Source organism: Sorangiineae bacterium MSr11954 (genome assembly GCA_037157815.1).
GTDB lineage: Bacteria > Myxococcota_A > Polyangia > Polyangiales > Polyangiaceae > Pendulispora > Pendulispora albinea.
The window spans coordinates 11,328,976-11,346,251 of sequence record CP089984.1 but is presented as its reverse complement, the minus strand read 5'-3'; the positions used below and the strand labels follow the sequence as shown (position 1 = coordinate 11,346,251).

At 64.4% G+C, this 17,276-nt stretch carries 17 protein-coding genes; 10 read left to right on the top strand and 7 right to left on the bottom strand.

Annotated elements, in window-relative coordinates:
* Position 1 precedes the first annotated feature (1 nt).
* Complete coding sequence (locus tag LZC94_44520; protein ID WXB14872.1) at positions 2–985, bottom strand: alpha/beta hydrolase; 984 nt, start codon at positions 983–985, stop codon at positions 2–4.
* A 186-nt stretch (positions 986–1,171) separates the two neighbouring features.
* Between LZC94_44520 and LZC94_44515 the strand changes: the two genes are divergently transcribed.
* Entirely contained in the window at positions 1,172–2,080 is a 909-nt protein-coding gene (locus LZC94_44515) for a LysR family transcriptional regulator (protein WXB14871.1), read from the top strand.
* Between the two features lie 2 nt (positions 2,081–2,082).
* Here LZC94_44515 and LZC94_44510 read toward each other — a convergent pair whose 3' ends face one another.
* The 3 genes from LZC94_44510 to LZC94_44500 form a co-directional block, all read right to left on the bottom strand.
* Positions 2,083–2,892 carry an alpha/beta hydrolase gene (locus tag LZC94_44510; GenBank protein ID WXB14870.1) on the bottom strand — a complete coding sequence of 270 codons (810 nt, stop codon included), beginning with the start codon at positions 2,890–2,892 and terminating at the stop codon, positions 2,083–2,085.
* The gene (locus tag LZC94_44505; GenBank protein WXB14869.1) at positions 2,889–3,413 is read right to left on the bottom strand and encodes a MarR family transcriptional regulator; all 525 of its coding nucleotides are present in this window, start codon (positions 3,411–3,413) and stop codon (positions 2,889–2,891) included. The genes LZC94_44510 and LZC94_44505 overlap by 4 nt, the downstream gene beginning before the upstream one ends.
* Before the next feature lie 78 nt (positions 3,414–3,491).
* Positions 3,492–4,112 (bottom strand): methyltransferase domain-containing protein, encoded by a 621-nt coding sequence (locus LZC94_44500; GenBank protein WXB14868.1) that lies wholly within the window; start codon positions 4,110–4,112, stop codon positions 3,492–3,494.
* A gap of 164 nt (positions 4,113–4,276) precedes the next feature.
* On the opposite strand from LZC94_44500, the gene LZC94_44495 reads away from it, so the two are divergent.
* Positions 4,277–5,164: an AraC family transcriptional regulator gene (locus tag LZC94_44495; GenBank protein WXB14867.1), complete on the top strand. Its 888-nt coding sequence runs from the start codon at positions 4,277–4,279 to the stop codon at positions 5,162–5,164.
* Between the two features lie 107 nt (positions 5,165–5,271).
* Here the strand turns inward: LZC94_44495 and LZC94_44490 are convergent, their stop codons facing one another.
* Complete coding sequence (locus LZC94_44490; protein WXB14866.1) at positions 5,272–6,216, bottom strand: alpha/beta hydrolase; 945 nt, start codon at positions 6,214–6,216, stop codon at positions 5,272–5,274.
* A 171-nt stretch (positions 6,217–6,387) separates the two neighbouring features.
* Positions 6,388–7,299 (bottom strand): aromatic alcohol reductase, encoded by a 912-nt coding sequence (locus LZC94_44485; protein WXB14865.1) that lies wholly within the window; start codon positions 7,297–7,299, stop codon positions 6,388–6,390.
* A 64-nt stretch (positions 7,300–7,363) separates the two neighbouring features.
* Here LZC94_44485 and LZC94_44480 point away from each other — a divergent pair, with 64 nt between their 5' ends.
* The 6 genes from LZC94_44480 (at position 7,364) to LZC94_44455 (ending at position 12,696) form a co-directional block, all read left to right on the top strand.
* On the top strand, positions 7,364–7,792 hold the full coding sequence (locus LZC94_44480) for a helix-turn-helix transcriptional regulator (protein ID WXB14864.1): 429 nt from the start codon (positions 7,364–7,366) through the stop codon (positions 7,790–7,792).
* Positions 7,793–7,858: 66 nt separating this feature from the next.
* Complete coding sequence (locus LZC94_44475) at positions 7,859–8,554, top strand: hypothetical protein (protein WXB14863.1); 696 nt, start codon at positions 7,859–7,861, stop codon at positions 8,552–8,554.
* Between the two features lie 150 nt (positions 8,555–8,704).
* A complete protein-coding gene (locus tag LZC94_44470; GenBank protein ID WXB14862.1) occupies positions 8,705–9,433 on the top strand; it encodes a class I SAM-dependent methyltransferase in 729 nt (242 codons plus the stop codon).
* Positions 9,434–9,547: 114 nt separating this feature from the next.
* Positions 9,548–10,648 carry a DMP19 family protein gene (locus LZC94_44465; protein WXB14861.1) on the top strand — a complete coding sequence of 367 codons (1,101 nt, stop codon included), beginning with the start codon at positions 9,548–9,550 and terminating at the stop codon, positions 10,646–10,648.
* Positions 10,649–11,004: 356 nt separating this feature from the next.
* Positions 11,005–11,430 carry a YciI family protein gene (locus LZC94_44460; protein ID WXB14860.1) on the top strand — a complete coding sequence of 142 codons (426 nt, stop codon included), beginning with the start codon at positions 11,005–11,007 and terminating at the stop codon, positions 11,428–11,430.
* Between the two features lie 603 nt (positions 11,431–12,033).
* Positions 12,034–12,696 (top strand): fibronectin type III domain-containing protein, encoded by a 663-nt coding sequence (locus tag LZC94_44455; GenBank protein ID WXB14859.1) that lies wholly within the window; start codon positions 12,034–12,036, stop codon positions 12,694–12,696.
* A gap of 199 nt (positions 12,697–12,895) precedes the next feature.
* Here the strand turns inward: LZC94_44455 and ppsA are convergent, their stop codons facing one another.
* Positions 12,896–15,511, bottom strand: a complete 2,616-nt coding sequence (gene ppsA / locus LZC94_44450; GenBank protein WXB14858.1) for a phosphoenolpyruvate synthase — start codon at positions 15,509–15,511, stop codon at positions 12,896–12,898.
* 627 nt (positions 15,512–16,138) lie between these two features.
* Here ppsA and LZC94_44445 point away from each other — a divergent pair.
* Together LZC94_44445 and LZC94_44440 are read left to right on the top strand one after the other, a co-directional pair.
* The gene (locus tag LZC94_44445) at positions 16,139–16,591 is read left to right on the top strand and encodes a hypothetical protein (GenBank protein WXB14857.1); all 453 of its coding nucleotides are present in this window, start codon (positions 16,139–16,141) and stop codon (positions 16,589–16,591) included.
* Between the two features lie 212 nt (positions 16,592–16,803).
* A complete protein-coding gene (locus LZC94_44440) occupies positions 16,804–17,196 on the top strand; it encodes a GFA family protein (GenBank protein WXB14856.1) in 393 nt (130 codons plus the stop codon).
* The last annotated feature ends 80 nt before the right edge of the window (positions 17,197–17,276 follow it).

Sequence of the window (17,276 nt, the reverse complement as noted above, 5' to 3'; positions counted from 1 at the left end):
ATCAGCGGCCGCCCCTCGGCGGCATATGGCTCTCGAACCAATCGAGCATCGGCTTTGGCCGCCGCTGGAGCTCGAGGTAGCCATCCCAGCGGGCGGTCGTCTCGCGGATCCAGTGGAGCTTTTTGTCCGCGACGGGGATGTTGTCGAACATGGTCTGCACGTCGCTGGGCGTCGTCAGCACGTCGTCGTGAACCTGGTAGAGAAAGGTTGGGACGCACACGCTCTTGGCCCAGACCCTCGGCTCCCGGGCCGCGAATCCAATGCCCGTGCGACGCACGATGTACGTATCCAAATCATCGATACGGCCGGCGGGTACGCCCGCGAGCGCGAGCATCCGTTCGGAGATCGTCTTCGGCGTGACCGGCTGCGACCCCAGCAAGCAGCGCACGCCCTCGAAGGCTCTGGGGTCCTGGACCATCGCATGGAACGTGGAGCTGCAGCCCAGACATCGGCTGAAGAGCGCCACGGCCATATCGCGCGTATCCTTGCGCTCGCGCACGTACCGCAGCGAGCCGAGGACATCGCGCGCTTCGAAGATCCCGCTCGAGGCGATGCCTCCGTTGGCGGCGCCGCTGAGCCCCGCGTTGCGCAAATCGTAGGCGAGGACGTTGTAGCCGGCGTCGTGCAGGATTTCGTAGTCCACGACGAAGTTCACCTCGGCGGTGTTGCCGCTCGGACCCCAGATGGACCTCCACGGCTCGAGGTAGGTCGGCAGCCCGGCGCGGTTGAACCCCAAGGGGTGATTGGCGATGATGAGGCGATCGGAGCCCGCGGCGGGGATGAACCACCCCTCGAGGGGCACACCGTCCAGCGATGGAAAGGTGACGTCCTCGTAGCTCAGGCCCTGCTCCGAAGGCGAATGCAGAATGGGCGACCGAAGTTGCTGAGCATATCGGTCGGCCATTCGTTGCAAGATGGCGTCGATCTGCTCCTCCGTCGGGGCGGGGGCGTTGCGGGTATCGGGGGTGGGATCGGGTCGATGCATGGGGCTCCTCCTCGGGCGGGATCACCGTCCCGCGCCGAGAAGAATGCACGCTCCGCGCGGATGCGACGAACGCATCTTCGTCATTATCATCATGCTGTTTTGTCATCATGAACGAAGCGGCCGTCATGCGACCTACGCATGTTCATCCTTGTCACGATGACACTGCGTCATCTAGCCTCGGGTGCCGTGGACGCACGGTTACTCAGCGGGCTCGAGGTTCTAGCGGCCGTTGCAAACGCCAAGAGCTTCGTCCATGCGAGCGAAGCGCTCGGGTTGACGCAATCCGGTGTCAGCCGGGCGATCGCGCGGCTCGAGGCGCGGGTAGGCGTGCGCCTCTTCGATCGCACCCCTCGCTCGGTCGAGCTCACCGAGGAGGGGCGCCGCTTTTATGCGCAAGTGATGCCGCTGTATACGGGCATCGAAGAGGCCGTGAACGAGGCCGGCAGCGCGCGGAAGGCGCCGCGAGGCCGGCTGCGGGTGAACACGGATTCGGCGGCCGTGCGCCTCTTGCTCGCGCCGCGGATGGGCGCGTTTCTGCGGGCGCAGCCGGAGGTGTCGATCGAGCTGGTGGTGCGCGATCGATTGCCGGATCTCATCGCCGAGGGCTTCGACGTGGCGGTGCGGTTTGGCGATCCCGAACCGTCATCGGCCATCGCCCGACGCCTGCTCGAGACGCGCATCCTCACCTGCGCCGCGCCGGCCTACCTGGCGCGACACGGAAAGCCGAAGCACCCGCGCGAGCTCGCGCACGGGCGGCGCGAATGCATTCTGTTTCGCGATCCGACCACGGGCCGCCCTTTCTCGTGGGAATTTCACCGGGGAGGTCGGATCCTCCGCGTGCCCGTCTCGGGGCAATTCACGGTGAACGATCTCGCGACGGGCTTGTTCATGTGCACCGAGGGGTTCGGGATCGCACAATTCTTCGAGCTCGGGCTGGATGATCTCTTGCGCTCCGGTGCGCTGGTCGAGCTATTTCCAAATTGGGCCGAGGAGCGGTTTCCCGTGTACGTCTTCCATCCATCGCGCCATTTGCCCTCGGCCAAGGTGCGCGCCTTCGTGGACTTCCTCGTCGCGTCGCTTCGCGCGAAGGCGTAGCGCTAATTCGTCGCCAGCCGCTCGAGGAGGTGTCGTCCGAACTCGGCGGAGTGGGTGGCATAACCGACGTGACCCCCGGCCAGCTCGAGGTGCTCGCGTCCGATGATACGCCCGAGCTCCACGCCGGCTTGGTAGGTCGGATAGCCTCGCGACGCCTGTCCGCCCGCCGGCACGATCCGCGCGGCGTGCTCCATCAACGCGGCGCGATCGAGCTGCACCGCCGTGTACTCACGCAGCTCGCGCTCGAACCAGTACGTGGCGTTGGCCGCCACCTGTGGCCCTTTGCTCACGTGGGTCGCGCGCTCCATCACCTCGTGATCCACCTCGGCGAACGTGCGCTTTCGAAAATGCGTGAGGGCCGGTGCGACCCCGGAACGGCGATAGATCGCGTACACCTCGTGGAAGAAGTCGATCCACGGCTGCCCATCGGGCAAGAGGTGCATGGCGGCAGGCTCGAACGCCACCACGGTCTTCACCGCGCTCGGGTGTGCCACGAGGAGCTGGAGCGCGATGATCGCCCCCGAGCTCGTGCCGAAGACGGTCGCGGGCTCGCGGCCGAGATGTTCGATCAAACGCCGCGCATCGTCCGCGTCGGTCTCCAGCCTTCGCGCGTAGTCTTGCGGGCCATCGAGCTGGCTCCGGGTAAAGCCACGTCGATCGTAGGTGGCGACCGTGTAGCGCGCGGAGAGCTGCGCCACCAGCGGCGGAAACACATTTGCGTCGCCATTCGCGCCTGGGATGAGGAGCAACAGCGGGCCGCTGCCATGCGTTTCGCAGTAGAGACGTGCACCGGGAACATCGATGGTCGTCATGTCGGAGCTCCTTTTCGTGATGGGGCGGGAGAAGTCCCCGCCGAGATCGATCGCGCGCGGAGCAGCGCGGCTTGGCGGAACGCGATCTCCGTGCTCTCCGCGAGAAACTCCGCGATGGCCGCGAGTTGATGGTCCTCGAAGCGCTCGAGCAGCGCGGAGAGCTCACCTCGCAGGGGGTCCATGATCGCGTGCACCGCCTCGACCCGCTCGGGCACGAGGTGCAAGATCTGCTTGCGACCATCGTCGGGATCGTCCTCTCGGTGGAGGTATCCCGCCCGCTCCAGCCGAGCAACGATACCGGTGACCGCGCCCGTGGTAAGGCCCGTGATCGCGGCCAGCTCGCTGCCGGTCAGCCCCGGTCGCTCGCGCAAAAGGTCGAGGCACTTGTGGTCCGTCGGGCCGAGCTTCAAGTACTCGCCGACCGCATGATGAAACAGCACGGTCGCCGTACTATGCCGGCGCCCCAGTTGTTTCACGATGGACTCCGCCAACGCGTTCCGGCCTTTTTGCGCGCGCTTCATCGTTCATTCACTCGCAATATAGCTTAGATACTAAGCCAGTTGGCGAGCGTTGTCAAACGACCGCGCAAGGCCGCAGGCTCAGGTCGTGCGGCGCGCGAGGATCACGGCGTCAACGCCCGTCCCCGCGATCGCGCGCGGCCGCTCCTCCGCCACCGCGAGCTCCCACCGGCTCGGATCGAGCGCAGCGATCGCGCCCTCGACGGAGACTTGCACCTGGTTCGCGGCGGCCGTCGGATTTCCCGTCGCGGGATCGATCGGGCGGTGGCCGACCATGAACAAGGTCCCGCCGGGCGCGACCCCGCTCGCCATGCGCCGCACCATTTCGTCCACCGCCCCCGCGACATGAACGTAGAGGCACACCACCAGGTCGAAGTGTTCGCGCGGCGGCGTCCACACCGCCAGATCGCCCTCGACCCATGCGATGCGCTTCGCAATGTCCGGCCCCAACGCCTCGGCCGCGGCGCGCGCATGCTCGAGCGCGCTCGCCGAAAAATCGACCGCCGTGACCTCCCAGCCGTGCGCGGCGAGCCACAGCGTCTCCGCTCCATGACCGCAGCCCGCGTCGAGCGAGCGCCCCGGACGAAGGCTGGAGACCTCGGCGATCAAATGCGCATTCGGCGGGCGCCGAGCGACCTTGTCCGGGTGCTCGCGCAGCGTCTTTGCCCAAAGCTGTTCCCAGTACGCGCGGTCGTACGTCATGTGCAGCACGTTACGGCCCTCCGCTGCCGTGTCGAGCCCGCGGCCCGACGTCGCCTCTCCTTCGCGGCCTCGTCGCAAGGTAGCGACCTCAGGATCGTTCGACCAGCTCGCCCGTGGGTCGTTTCCAATATCGGGCGGCACGTGCCAAACGCTAAACTGGCCACATGATGCGGGGCAACGGAAAGAACATTTCGCGCATGGGACCGATTCACACGCACCACCATGGCTTCGCCGGCCCCGTGCGCATCGCGCCATGCGTGGAGGATGGCAGCACGCCTCGCTCGCCGCTCTATGTCCATGATCATGCGTCGCTCTCCTTCTATGTTCGCGGCGAAGCCATCATTCAGCACCGCCAGACCTTGGCCGTCCGAGCGGGCGATATTTTGCTCATGCCGGCCGGCGAAACGCATCGGTCTTTGAGCTCGACCAACCGGAGCCAATGGGGAATTGGATTTCGTGCGGCCGACTTCAGCGAGAGCGGCATCGAGCCTTTGCTCGAGCCCTTCGAACGGGCGCGCCAAGGATCGTCGCCCATCGTACGGATACCCGATCACCGGCGCGCATACCTCGAGCAACTCTGCGCGGAGCTGCACCACGAAACCTCCCACCCGGCGAACGGGGCCCGCCATCAGCCCATCGTTCAGAAGAACCTCCTGGCGCTGATCCTCGCCGAGGTCGCGCGCGCGGCGAGCGTAACCGCGGCGTCGCCTTCGCAGCCGACCTTCACGAGCGCGGCGCTCTCGTTCATCGAAGCCAACTACCTGCGCCCGATCTCGCTGAACGACGTCGCGGCAGCCGTGGGGCGCTCGCCGTCGTACACCACGACGTCGTTGAAGCGGGCGACCGGAAAGAGCGTCGTCGAATGGATTATCGCCGCACGACTCGCCGAGGCCCGCAATCGATTGATTCAGACCGACGAAATGGTCGACGTCATCGCCGAGCGGGTCGGTTACGCCGACACGACGCACTTCATCCGCCTCTTTCGACGCGCTCACGGGGTCACCCCTGCCGCGTGGCGCGCGCAGCAGCAGCTGCGTCGTCATCGGAGTTGATCTCGATGAGGAGCGGCTCGCAGCGGGGCTGCCATGGGCCGCGTGTTGCTCGAGGGCGTCGCGTCCGCGGCCGAGATCGCGGGCTGCGGTCGCGCCGGTGATCCGTCTCATGGGACACCGCGGATGAACGTCTCGATCGCGTCGGCCGTCGCCGCAGGGTTCTCCTCGGCGACATAGTGTCCCGAGTCCGGGATGGTTGCAATTTGCACGTTTCGTGCGCCGAGCTGCCGTAGGGCCTCCGCCTGGGCGGGCTCGAGGCTCGCGACACTGTGATCGGCGCCGGCGAGCAGGATGGGGATCTCGAGCGGCTCTGCGTGGGACCTGCCGAACACGGTGTCGTCCCCGAACGCGCGATACAGCTCGAAGCCTGCCGTCAGGCTCGCGGGGCTGCCATACGCGGCGGCATACGCCTCGACGTCCGGATCGCTCATCGCCTCGGGGTGGACCGCGTGCGCGTCGATGAAGGATCGAAAATACGTAAATTGCCGGCCCATGACGAGCTTCTCCGCGAGCGGCTTCTGGTCGTGAAACCGGTAATGCCATGCATGGGGCGACGCGCTCACGTCATCCCACGGCTTCGTCCCCGGGACGGGGATATCGAGGATGGCGACCCCTTTCACCTCGGCGGGGTAGAGGCGTGCGTAGGCATAGGCAACGATCCCGCCGATATCGTGACCGATGACGAAGACACGCTGCGCGCCGAGGGTCGCGACGAGCTCGTGGACGTCGCGCGCGAGCGCGGCTTTGGCATACTCGGGAGCAGGCGCCGACGTCCCACCGATCCCCCGAAGGTCGGGCGCGATGACCCGATAGCGCCGCGCAAGGCGAGGCATGACATGGCGCCATGCGCGAGAGCTCTCGGGCCAACCGTGAATGAGCACGACGGTCGTCGGGTCGGACCCGGCGTGGAGATAACGAACCTCCTGGGCGCCAACCCGAACCGTCGTCTCGGCGATACCGGGGTCCGCGCTTGCTGCCGGCGAGCCGGCCGCGGGCGCCCCGCAGCCCAGCGCCGTGGAGAGCGCGATGCCCCCTATCGTTCCTATTTTCATTTTTTCATTTCCGGTGATGAATGTCGGGCAAGCCAACGCCGGCGCGACGAAGCCAGGCGTCCGGTATGCGCCTCGGTCGTGGCCAGCTTTCGGACGAGTTTTAGTCCGGCGCTTCGAGGTCGGATAGGGCGCGGATCGCGCTCCGATCGGCGGATCTCGCGATGGGTGCCCTTATCCAGCAATTCGTGGACGATTCGCCCGCAGCCAGGTCGCCACGTCGACCATCGCCATGCCCTGCGCGGCATTGAATGTCCGATCCTTCGGCCAGGCGACCCCGTCGGGGCGCGCAAAGGCCAATCGATATTTGCGCATGGTGTCGTCGGGGTGAGCCGCCGCGTCGGCCTGAAGCTCGGGCAACGACCGCAGGATACGCTGCACCTTGCGGCCGAGCACGTGATCGACGGTGTCGGCGAGCTCCCGATAGGAGAAGGTATCGCCTGCCACGAAGACGATTGTGTCGTCCGGCCGAGGGCGAGATGTCACGATCCGGGCCGTCACCCGCCCGATGTCCTCCGGCGTCGTGACGGTAAGTCGATAATCCCAGTTACCTAGCGCGTGAACCCTGTTCCCCACGAGATCGACGAGGCCGAACGCCGGGAGGAATACGAAGCTGGTGAACATGCCGGTGGACACGATGGTCCAACGAACCTTGTCCTGGGCGCGCAGCATGTCGCGAACATCGAGCTGTTCGTCCCAGACACTCTGGCCGCTGCCGCGCCCGATCACGTCGTAATTCACCCCGAATTGCCACGGGATATAATGGTCGACGCCCGCGCGCAGCACCGCGGCCGTGATCTTCCGCTGCGTGCCCGCTCCACCCACGAACCCCGTGCAGCAGATGATTCGACCGAACCGCGAGAAGATGGCCGCGAGATCGTCCACGGTGGCCGTCGCGAGGTCGGCCTCGACCACCTCGAGGTCGAGCGATCCCATGGCCGCGCGTTCCCTCGCAGGGCGCAGCAAGACCGATACGGACGAAAGGTGGGTTCGCTCGCGCGAGCGCGCCAACTCCTGGAGGACGGCGGTCCCGAGCTCGCCGGCTCCGAGGACGAGGACGTTGTTTGCGTGCGATTTGTAGGACACGAAGGCTCCTTTCCGGAGCCTCCGAGATAGGATTCCGATTCGCAGAGGGAAAGAAGGTACATCGATGATACAGCCCGACTCGTCCGCCATCCGCGAGATCATCCGGCGGTCGCAGGAAGCATGCGATGCGCTGAGCGAAGTCGACGACGGCCTCAAGCGCGAAGTGCTCGCGCATGCCGGAAGCCGGTGGTCGCTCGGCGTCGTCCATGCATTGGGCGTTTCGGGCACCTTGCGTCACGCCGAGCTCGCCCGCAAGCTCGACGGCGTCACACGGCGCATGCTTACCAGGACGCTTCGGCAGCTCGAGCGCGATGGACTGATCGCGAGGCACGATCACCAGGAGGTGCCCCCGCGCGTCGATTACACGCTCACCGATCTTGGGCGCGGCCTCCTCGCCGGCATGATCCCGTTGTGGACGTGGGTCATCGGGAACGCCGATGCGTTCAGGGCGGCAAGAGCGCGTTTCGACGACGAGGCTTCGCGAACGGTCTAGCTATTGGCGGCGATGCGCCTTGGCTCGTGGGAAGATTCTCGCCGAACGTGCGTACCATGGAGGCCCATGAGCATGGTTTCCTCCTTTCGTACGATTCCATTCGCACTTTCGCTGTCGGTCATGCTGGCCCTCGCCGCGGGATGCTCCTCCGAGTCCAATCCCCCGCCAAACAATCCTCCGGCAAGCCTGACGCTCCAAGGCACGGCGACCGGCGAAAAGCCGGCCGACAGCGGCGAGCCGGTGGCGACCTTGGTCTGGAGCAAAGGAGGCGGTCAGATCCTCGCCACGCGGAGCACGGCGCGTGCAGCGATCGACGCGGCACCGCCCCGGAAGTTTACGTTGCCCGTCAATGATCCGCCGCCTGCGGAGGTCATCGATAGTGCGGGCCTCGCATTCGCGTTCATTGCAGCGGTTCGGCCGGACAAGACGCCGGTGGATGCAAGCGAAATGGCCGCGGCGATCGTGGGCGGCAGCGAGGAGTTCATTCTTGTGTATTCTGCACATAATATAGCGCCCGACTCGTTCTCGGGAAAGCTGTTCCGCGGCGCCGTCGAGGCCGGATACCACCTCTACAAAGTGCGTAAGTTCACGGAGCAAGAGCGGAGCGAGATCTCGGCTTGCAAGCAGACCGCGACGAGCCAGGGCAAAGATCCGAAGGTCGAATGCCCCGCCTTCAAACAACACGTATCGCCGGCGCCGAACGGCTTCTCCGAGCAGATCCTGATCAAGCTCCCAAAGCCGTCCTTCCCGGATTTCAGTTGAAATCGAGGTTCGCTCCGCCGATCGCGCGCGGGAGCCGTGCAAAGGTGGAGACGCGCGCACTTTTTGCTGCCGGCCATCGTTCGTTGGCCGTTGGGTGACTACGTTCAAAGGACGGGTAGGTCTCGGCAGGATGCGTTATCCTGCTGTCCCGTGACAGAGCTACCGAACTATTTCGCCGCGGACGTGGCGGACGATTACGACGCGGGAGACGGCCACGAGTTCCAAGCCAAGGTGATCGCCGAAACGGCCGATGTGCTCGCGGCATTGGCGGCCGGCGGACGAGCCCTCGAGCTCGCGATCGGAACCGGCCGTGTCGCGCTGCCGTTGGCAGCGCGCGGCGTATCCGTAACAGGCATCGAGTACTCCACGGATATGGTCGCGCAGCTGCGGCGAAAGCCGGGCGGGGACGCGATCCCGGTGACCATGGGCGATATGGCGAGCGCCCGCGTCGCGGGCGAATTTTCGCTCGTTTACCTCGTCTTCAACACCATCATGAATCTGACGACCCAGGACGCCCAGGTGGATTGCTTTGCCAACGCATCCGCGCACCTGGTGCCAGGGGGCCGGTTCGTGATCGAGGTGATGGTCCCAGAGCTGCGGAAGCTGCCGCCCGGTCAACGTGCCGTACCCTTCCAGACCGGTCCAGACGTTTGGGCGTTCGACCTGTACGACACCGCGAGCCAGGCACACAGTTCCAACTACGGTTACCCGGCCACGGGCCGATTCGCCTCGTTACCATTTCGCTACGTGTGGCCGAGCGAGCTGGATTTGATGGCGCGAATGGCGGGCATGACGCTCGAGCACCGCTGGGCCGACTGGGACCGCTCGCCGTTCGAGCACGAGAGCACCAAGCATGTGTCGGTCTGGCGAAAGGGCTAGTCTTCGTCATCGACGGAGCTCCGAGAGGGGAAAGGTGCGCAGGGTGGCGCACGAGGAGCGCGCGCTGGTAGACTCCCGGCCACGCATGGGATTTCGACGACGCATGGAGCGACATTGAGCATTCCCGGCACGCTTCTCGTGATCGCCATCGCTGGGCTAGGTGCGTGGTTCCTCCGCCGCAGGCGGCGCAGGACGGACGGCGATGAGGAGATCGATCTCGCGGAATTCTTCGACGCCCCCGCGCTCGTACGCGAACGCGGTCATACCTCGGTATGGGACTACCTGCGCGCCAATCCAGGAGTACCGATGAACGAATTGGCGAAGGTGCTCGATGGCCCGCCCGCCATGATGCTCGCGCAGTATGCCATTCAGGATGCGCTCAAGCGGCGCGAGATGCCGGAGCTGATTCGCGACTTCGTCCTACGGAACATCCATGACGAAATGCGCAATCAACTGCGCGATCGCAAGGACATCTTCACCGGGGAAGCTCGCGCGAAGATCCCCGACGGGCAGCCCTTCGCGTTCCACCATCACGTCACCTACGGGATGCCCAACCCCTATTGGCGGGTCGAGGCCAAGATGTGGGAGATGCTCGGGAGCACTCCGCCTCCGCGCGATTGGAGGCCCATCACGCCCGACGATCCGCTGCTGCGCTCGGTCTTCGAGCAAGCCGTGGCCGCGCTGTCGGAGCACGATCGGATGTTGTTCGAGCGAGGCGAGATAGGGCGCAATCCAGGGGATCTGTACCAAGCTGCCGTTCGACGCTATGAAGTCGATATCCACCACGGACCGAGATCCTTTCTGTCCGATCTCGCCAAAGCACCGCCGGAGCTGCGGCACGTGCTCGCGGCCCATGGGTGCCAAATCGAAGTTCGTAAAATCGGCTTGGACGGGGTATTTTGGGGCTCGACAGGCGTGGTGGTTCCCGAAGCCGCCGCGGGCCTGGTTGCCGTCGGTATGCCGCGCGCCGCGGCGCTCGTGCGAAAGGCCATGAGCATCCTGGGCACGTCGTATCCACGCAGGCGGTGGTGGCGCATCGTCGCGCTCGTCAGGGCAAGGGAACGGGCGGCCGAGATCAAGGCACTCAGCTACGAGCTGATACGGGAGCTGAAGAAAGAGGCCGGCGGCTTCGAGGTGGCGGCCGATGCTTATGTGAGCGCTCACACCGAGCGGGCGACGGAGCTTGCGCAGCGCTCGGGTCGAGAACCATCTTGAGCACGTCGACCGCCGGCATGCCCGCGCATCCCGCTGCGTCGGCTCCGGCGCATCGACGGCGACGCGGCTCCGGCGTCTCGGCTCCCCCGCCTCGCCTCCCCCGCCTCGGCCTCGCTGCGTCGATTCCGCCCCCGGTCCGGCTTTCTCGGCTCCCCCGCCTCGGCTCCGCCGGTCATTCCCGGAAAGCTCCATGAGAGCGGCCGTCCGCGAACGCGATGCCCGGGGGGACGTCCACATCGGCCGGGATGTCGCGCGCGGGTCGAAAAAATGGTCGACCATGTCGATCGGACGAAGAGCCAATCGACGCTTGGTAAAACACCGAATCCTTCGGCAGCTGCGTTTCAAGGAGAGAAAGCATGCGCTTCATCATCACCGCCCGTCGTGACGATAACGCTGAACCCAACGAAGCCCCCTTCGACGAAGAGCTCTTCGTCCGCTACATGCGCTTCAACGAAGAGCTCCAAAAGGCGGGCGTTCTGGTCGCCGCCGAAGGGCTGCTGCCCGACGCACCCGGGGCACGCGTCGGCGTCTCGGGTGGGAAACGCAAGGTGCTCGACGGCCCATTCGCCGAATCGAAGGAGCTGGTGGGCGGCTTTTACATCATCGACGTACCGTCGCTGGAAGAGGCAAAGGCGTGGGCCCTGCGCTGCCCGACCGGCCTCGGCACCGATAACACGCTCGAGATCCGGCAGCTGACGGGCAGCAGCGATATTCCGAAGCCACTGCTCGATTTGGCCTCGGAGGTCGCCCCCACCTGGACGGCCACGCTGGCGAAACGCTAAAGCCCGCGGATCGGACGCGTGCGCGCATGGCCGGTTCGAGGACGTGATCCGATCCATCCATCGCTCACAACTCGTCCGGTCCCGCAGCCGATCTTCAGCCCGTCGCACGAGCGGCGGACGCAGCACCCGACACGACAAACCGGACCTGCTCCGCCCAGGATCGCCAATCCCCGATCCGCGCGATCGCTGCGGCCTCAGCCCCTCGCACGAGCGGCGGACACAGCACCCGACAAACCGGACCTGCTCCGCCCAGGACCGCCAATCCCCGATCCGCGCGATCGCTGCGGCCTCAGCCCGGCGCTCGAGCGGGCGGACGCCGCACCCGACACGACAAACCGGACCTGCTCCGCCCAGGATCGCCAATCCTCGATCCGCGCGATCGCTGCGGGCCTTGACCAGGGTTTCGTAGGAGGTGCGGGCTGGCAGCAGGCATCGGAGGAACGCCACGCGCGAGCCGCCGCAGTGTTGCATATCGATCATGGCGGTGTTGCGACGCGCAACGTACGACACCGCGCGCCCTCACGGGATGCCGTCGTTTCGAGCCCGAGCGCGAGGCTTGCTCTTTGCCTTGGGTACCGCGCGGAAAAAGCTCCGGAGGTAACCATGATCGTGCTCACTCGATATCGCTTTTTGGCCAGCGCCGCCATGGCGCTCGTGTTTCTGATCACCGTGCTGGTGGCTCCGGCCTCGGCCGGACGCGATACCACTCCGCCGACCGCTCCCACGAACCTGCGGGCCGTGCAAGTATCGTTCACGTGGGCACGATTCGCCTGGGATCCATCGACGGACAACTCGGGAGAGATTTACTATTACAGCTTCCAAATCGAGCCCACCACCTGGAACCTTGCGGAGACGAGGACGACCACCGATCGCCTGGGCGGACTGGAATCGGGGAAGACCTATGTCGCGCGGGTCAAAGCGGTCGACCGGGCCGGCAACCAATCCGCCGAAACGTCGCTCACATTCACCACCTTGCCCAGAACTGGACCGCCGCCCACCACGCCCGAGAATCTGCGCGCGGTCGATGTCGATGGCCGGCCCGACCGGCTCGAGTGGGATCCCTCGACCCACGACTCGTCCGTGTACTACGAGCTGTACGCGAACGGTGTCGCAGTGGACAATACCGCAGACACCCATATCACCCTCGAGAAGCTATGGCACATGGGCGTCATCGAATCAGGTCCGAACTATTTCACCGTTCGGGCGTGGGGAGAGCACGAGTACCCCTCCGGGTTCAGCAATCAAATCCTGGTGATGATCCCATAGGCGCTTCGTCGTTCTCCGTTTGCCGCCCCGTCGGATCGGCGCGGTCGGGCAGCGGCCGGCGAGCGCGTTCGCGCGATAACATCCACCGACATGCCGCTCCTGGCCGCGCTCGTACGAGAGCCGCCTCGTGGCGCGCGCGATTTCGTGGCGAAATCATGGATCTCGTCCAAAATCGAAAAAGCACGCGCCACGGCCTCGCCTAGAGTATTTCCACGTATCCGTCCGTGCCGTTCACGCGAATCCTCTGGCCGTCCTTGATCCGCTGGGTCGCGTGCTCCACCCCAACGACGGCCGGTAACCCGTATTCGCGGGCGATGACCGCGCCATGGGTCATCAGCCCTCCCACCTCGGTCACCAGGCCTTTTATCGATACGAACAGGGGTGTCCAGCTGGGATCCGTGAACGGGGTGATCAAGATATCGCCCTCCTCCAGCTCGGCGTCCTTCATGTCGAGAATGACGCGTGCTCGCCCCTCCGTGACGCCGGAAGAAACCGGCAGGCCGACCATGGCTTCGGCCGGGAGATTTCTTCGTTTGTACTCCCCTGCGATGATTTCGCCGTCGGACGTGATGACCCTCGGTGGGGTTAGCTTTTCGAACGATCTGTGCTCGTCCTTTCGTTGGCCGATGATCGATCGATCCAGCCGGCGAGTGCGCGCGACCTCCTGCAGCTCGTCGAACGTGAGATAGTAGATATCCTCTTTTTCGTCGATCACGCCCTCTCGCACGAGCCGTTCGGCCTCCTTCAACAAGGCCTGCTTGTACACGAAGTAGCGGCTCACTTTCCCGTACTTCGGGTACTCACGGTAACCCATGAATTTTCGGACGAGCTCGATCATCTGCTTCGTTTCCGAAGCTCTCCGTTCACCATCCGGGAGTTGCTTCAATCGTTCCAAGAGCGCCTGTTCTTTTCTCAACGCTTCCTGTCGGCGCTCTTCGAATTTTCGTTTACCAGACCCAGGCGGGGTATTTTTTACATTGCCGAGGATCAAGGGGACGAGCGTCTCCGGTCGTTCGCTCCAGCGAGGCCTGGTAATATCGATCTCTCCGACGCATCGCATCCCATATTTGTCGAGAAACGCGCCGAGCGCATCCCGGGTCTCCCGCCCGCCGTCGAGCTTCGCCAGGCCATCCAGAACGTCGTCGCCCGTGGCCCGCTGCAAATGCTCGATGACCTCCGGATAAGGACGAATCACATCGGCGATGTCCAACAGCGCCAGGCCCATCTCCGACGTGATGTTGTCGGGTACGGATTGGGCAATGGTGTCGGCTGCGTTCTTTTCGCCCAACCACTCCTTCATCTTGTCGTTGATCCACGCCGAAGCATGGATCCCGGCGACGATCGCCGCCAGGTTCTTCGAGTCCCACAATGTCTTGGTCAGCTGCTGGATATCCTCCAAGATGAAATCGAACAGCTCCGGCCCCGACTTCGACCGAATGTTTTGCCGTAATGCGGCGAGCGCCGCTTCACTACGCTCGATCAGATCCGAAACCATCCCCGGATCGTTCTCGACCGGCGCTAAGATGTCGGCCGACGACATGCCGCGATGGCTCTTGATCCGGCCGAGGTCCGACGGATCGCCCGGTGTCGATTCGATGAAATCTCCCCGCTCCAGCAGGGTGACCAACGCATTTTCGATGAGCGGATCGGATTGCCCCAAAATGTCCAGCAAATTGGCCCTGCTGGCCGCCGATGCCAGGCCCTTGGTGACGTCGACGAACAGCCTTCCCCCCGCCTCGAACATGGACCTCGCGGCGGTGATCTGGAACAAAGACAGCCCCAATGGCTTCATCGGATCCGTCATCATTTGTTGATGGCCGACGGATACGTAAACGTGATTTGCACGATCCGCCGCTCGCGGGACGGGATACAATGTCGTAATCGGACGGCTCTGGACGACGTGAAAGGTGCCGTCGGCCAAACACCATTCGATGTCTTGGGGATGGCCGAAGTGCCCTTCGAGCTTTCTGCCGAGGCGCTCGAGCTGCAAAATCTGCTCGTCGGTCAGCGTTTGCCTGTTTTGCGACCCCGGCCCGATCTCCTGCTCGATCGTGCCGCCAGCCGGCAACGCATGGATGGCCAGCTTCTTGGTGGAAACCTTCTTGTCGATGACCTTCCCATCGCGAACTTTGTAGACGTCCGCGCTCACCCGACCAGAAACCAGCGCCTCCCCCAGGCCGAAGCTGGCATCGATGGTCGAGACCTTTCGATTGGAGCTGATGGGATCGGCCGTAAACAGGACTCCGGCAGCCTGCGGGACGATCATCCGCTGGATGACCACCGCCAAGCGGACCTGCCGGTGGTCGAAGCCGTTTCGAAGGCGATACGTTACCGCCCGATCCGTAAAGAGCGATGCCCAGCAGCGGCGGATGTGCCGCAAAATCTCCTGCTCGCCGATGACGTTCAAGTACGTATCCTGCTGGCCCGCGAAGGACGCCGTCGGTAGATCTTCCGCGGTGGCGCTGGAGCGAACGGCATAGGCATGATGGGCTCCCAACCGGGTGAGGGCGCTCGATACCTCGACCCGAATGTCCTCCGGGACGGCAACTCCTTCGATGATCCGGCGGATCTCCTGGCTCAGTTCACCGATTCTCTCGCGCTGTTCCGGCTCGAGGCCCGATAGCCGATTGAGCCATTCATGAACAGCCGGGGCTTCCCCCATGATTCGCGCGAAGGCTTCCGTGGAAACGCAGAAGCCATCTGGAACGCGGATCCCCTCGATTCGGGAGAGCTCTCCCAGGTTCGCGCCTTTACCGCCAACCAGCCGAAGTTTCGTTTTGTCGACGTCTGCAAAGTCGAGCACATACTTTTCCATAGGACTCTCTCTCTTTCCCGATGAAAGATTTCGCGATGGAGCGACCCGACTATGCGGCACGATAGGGGGCTTGCCGCAAGCCCCCATCTATGGCATAAGTTGGAGCTGGAGAGGCGCGGAGTGCACCTTTTTACGTCGCTCCGTGCGAGCTTCCTCGTCGAGGGAACGGCGCGCTCGATTTCGCAAGGCTGACCCGCCTACGTCAGGCGCCCGTAGTTGGGCGAGCGAGCTTGCTCCTCGAGAAGAACGCCGACGGGCGACACGGAGGAGCAAGCCACCAACCGTCATGTACATGCGGGCAAGGTTCGCCTCGGCGGGCGCTGTAGGGATATCGCGCGGTCGATCGCGACCAAGCACGAGCCCGCGGGCCTTGGCGCGAAACGAGCGAGCGCACCCGCCGGGGTGTACCAATGTATCGGCGGTATCGAGGAGAGTGTACCAAACGGGTACACGGGCGGCGAGCAGCTTGTATCGGTTCGGAGCGGCCGAGGCTTTTTTCCCAGCACATAGACAACTTCGCTAATCGATCGGCGCGCCTCTTCGTGTTGGCATTCGCTTTGCCTCGAGGCGAACGCGGTCCAATTCGGCGTGCCATTGACGTGCACGCCATAACCAACAGGCACCTTCATGAAACTAGGCAAATCCTTCGTCGGCTCCTCGATGCTCGTCGGCCTTCTTGTCAGCGGGTGTGCCGCGACAGGCTCCGCGGTCGAGGAAACGAGCAATGCCGAAGAGTCGACCTTGCAAGAGCAAGTCCCAACGAGTCGAGGGGATGGGGCAGAGTCGGCCGAATCCCCCGAGAGTCTTGCACAACGAGGCTGCACGCTCTATCGCCGAGTGATCCTTCAGGGACGAGATATCAACCTATGGTTGTGCGGCAACTATTTTCACGGACAAATCGCGAGCGCCGCACCAGGTGATTCGGTATGGCTCTCGCCGACACCTGATATCAAGTCGTACGTGCAACCTGGAAATACGTTCGTGAACACGCCAGAGATATACAAGTCGGGGCCCATCCCGCTCGCTTGCGGTCATATCGCCGCCACCGGGGCCCAGCGCTGCACCTGCAGCGGCTGCTGAGCGACTCCCATCCGCCCTTCTCGCCTCCAATTCGGAGGCAAGCCCCTCGGAACGACTTTTCTCCTCGTTTTTCCGAGGGGCTTCGTTGGATAAAACGACCCAATGCCGTTTGGGTCTCCAGCTCGCGCGGGTCATAGCGCGGCGCATCTTCATCGACGTCCGACGGGGTTCGTGCAACCAGTCCGAACGTTCGACTTCAGAGGAGACGCAGCATGGACCGATTCAAAGGCGGTTGTCTGTGCGGTAACGTCCGAATCGTGGCGTCGGGACGCCCATACCGGGTCGGCATTTGTCACTGTCTCGACTGCCGCAAGCATCATGGCGCCCTTTTTCATACTTCTGCGGTGTTCCCTCAGGACGCGGTGACGATCGAAGGCGAAACACGCGACTTCGCCGGGCGGTTCTTCTGTCCCCGCTGCGGCTCGTCCGTCTTCTCACAAAGCGCAGATGGAATCGCCGTGAACGTAGGCTCCCTGGACGCCCCCGATCAACTGAAGCCAACCTACGAGCTCTGGATGATCCGACGCCCGTCCTGGTTACCTTCGTTTCCGCTCGCAAGACGATACGACCGCGATCGCGAGAGCACGGATCACTTCGAGGACTAAGGCGCGCGAGGCGCACGAACATCGGTCGCGTGTTCGCCATGCGCTGCGCGCGCGGCCGGTTCGGACGAGAGCGCGCCCGC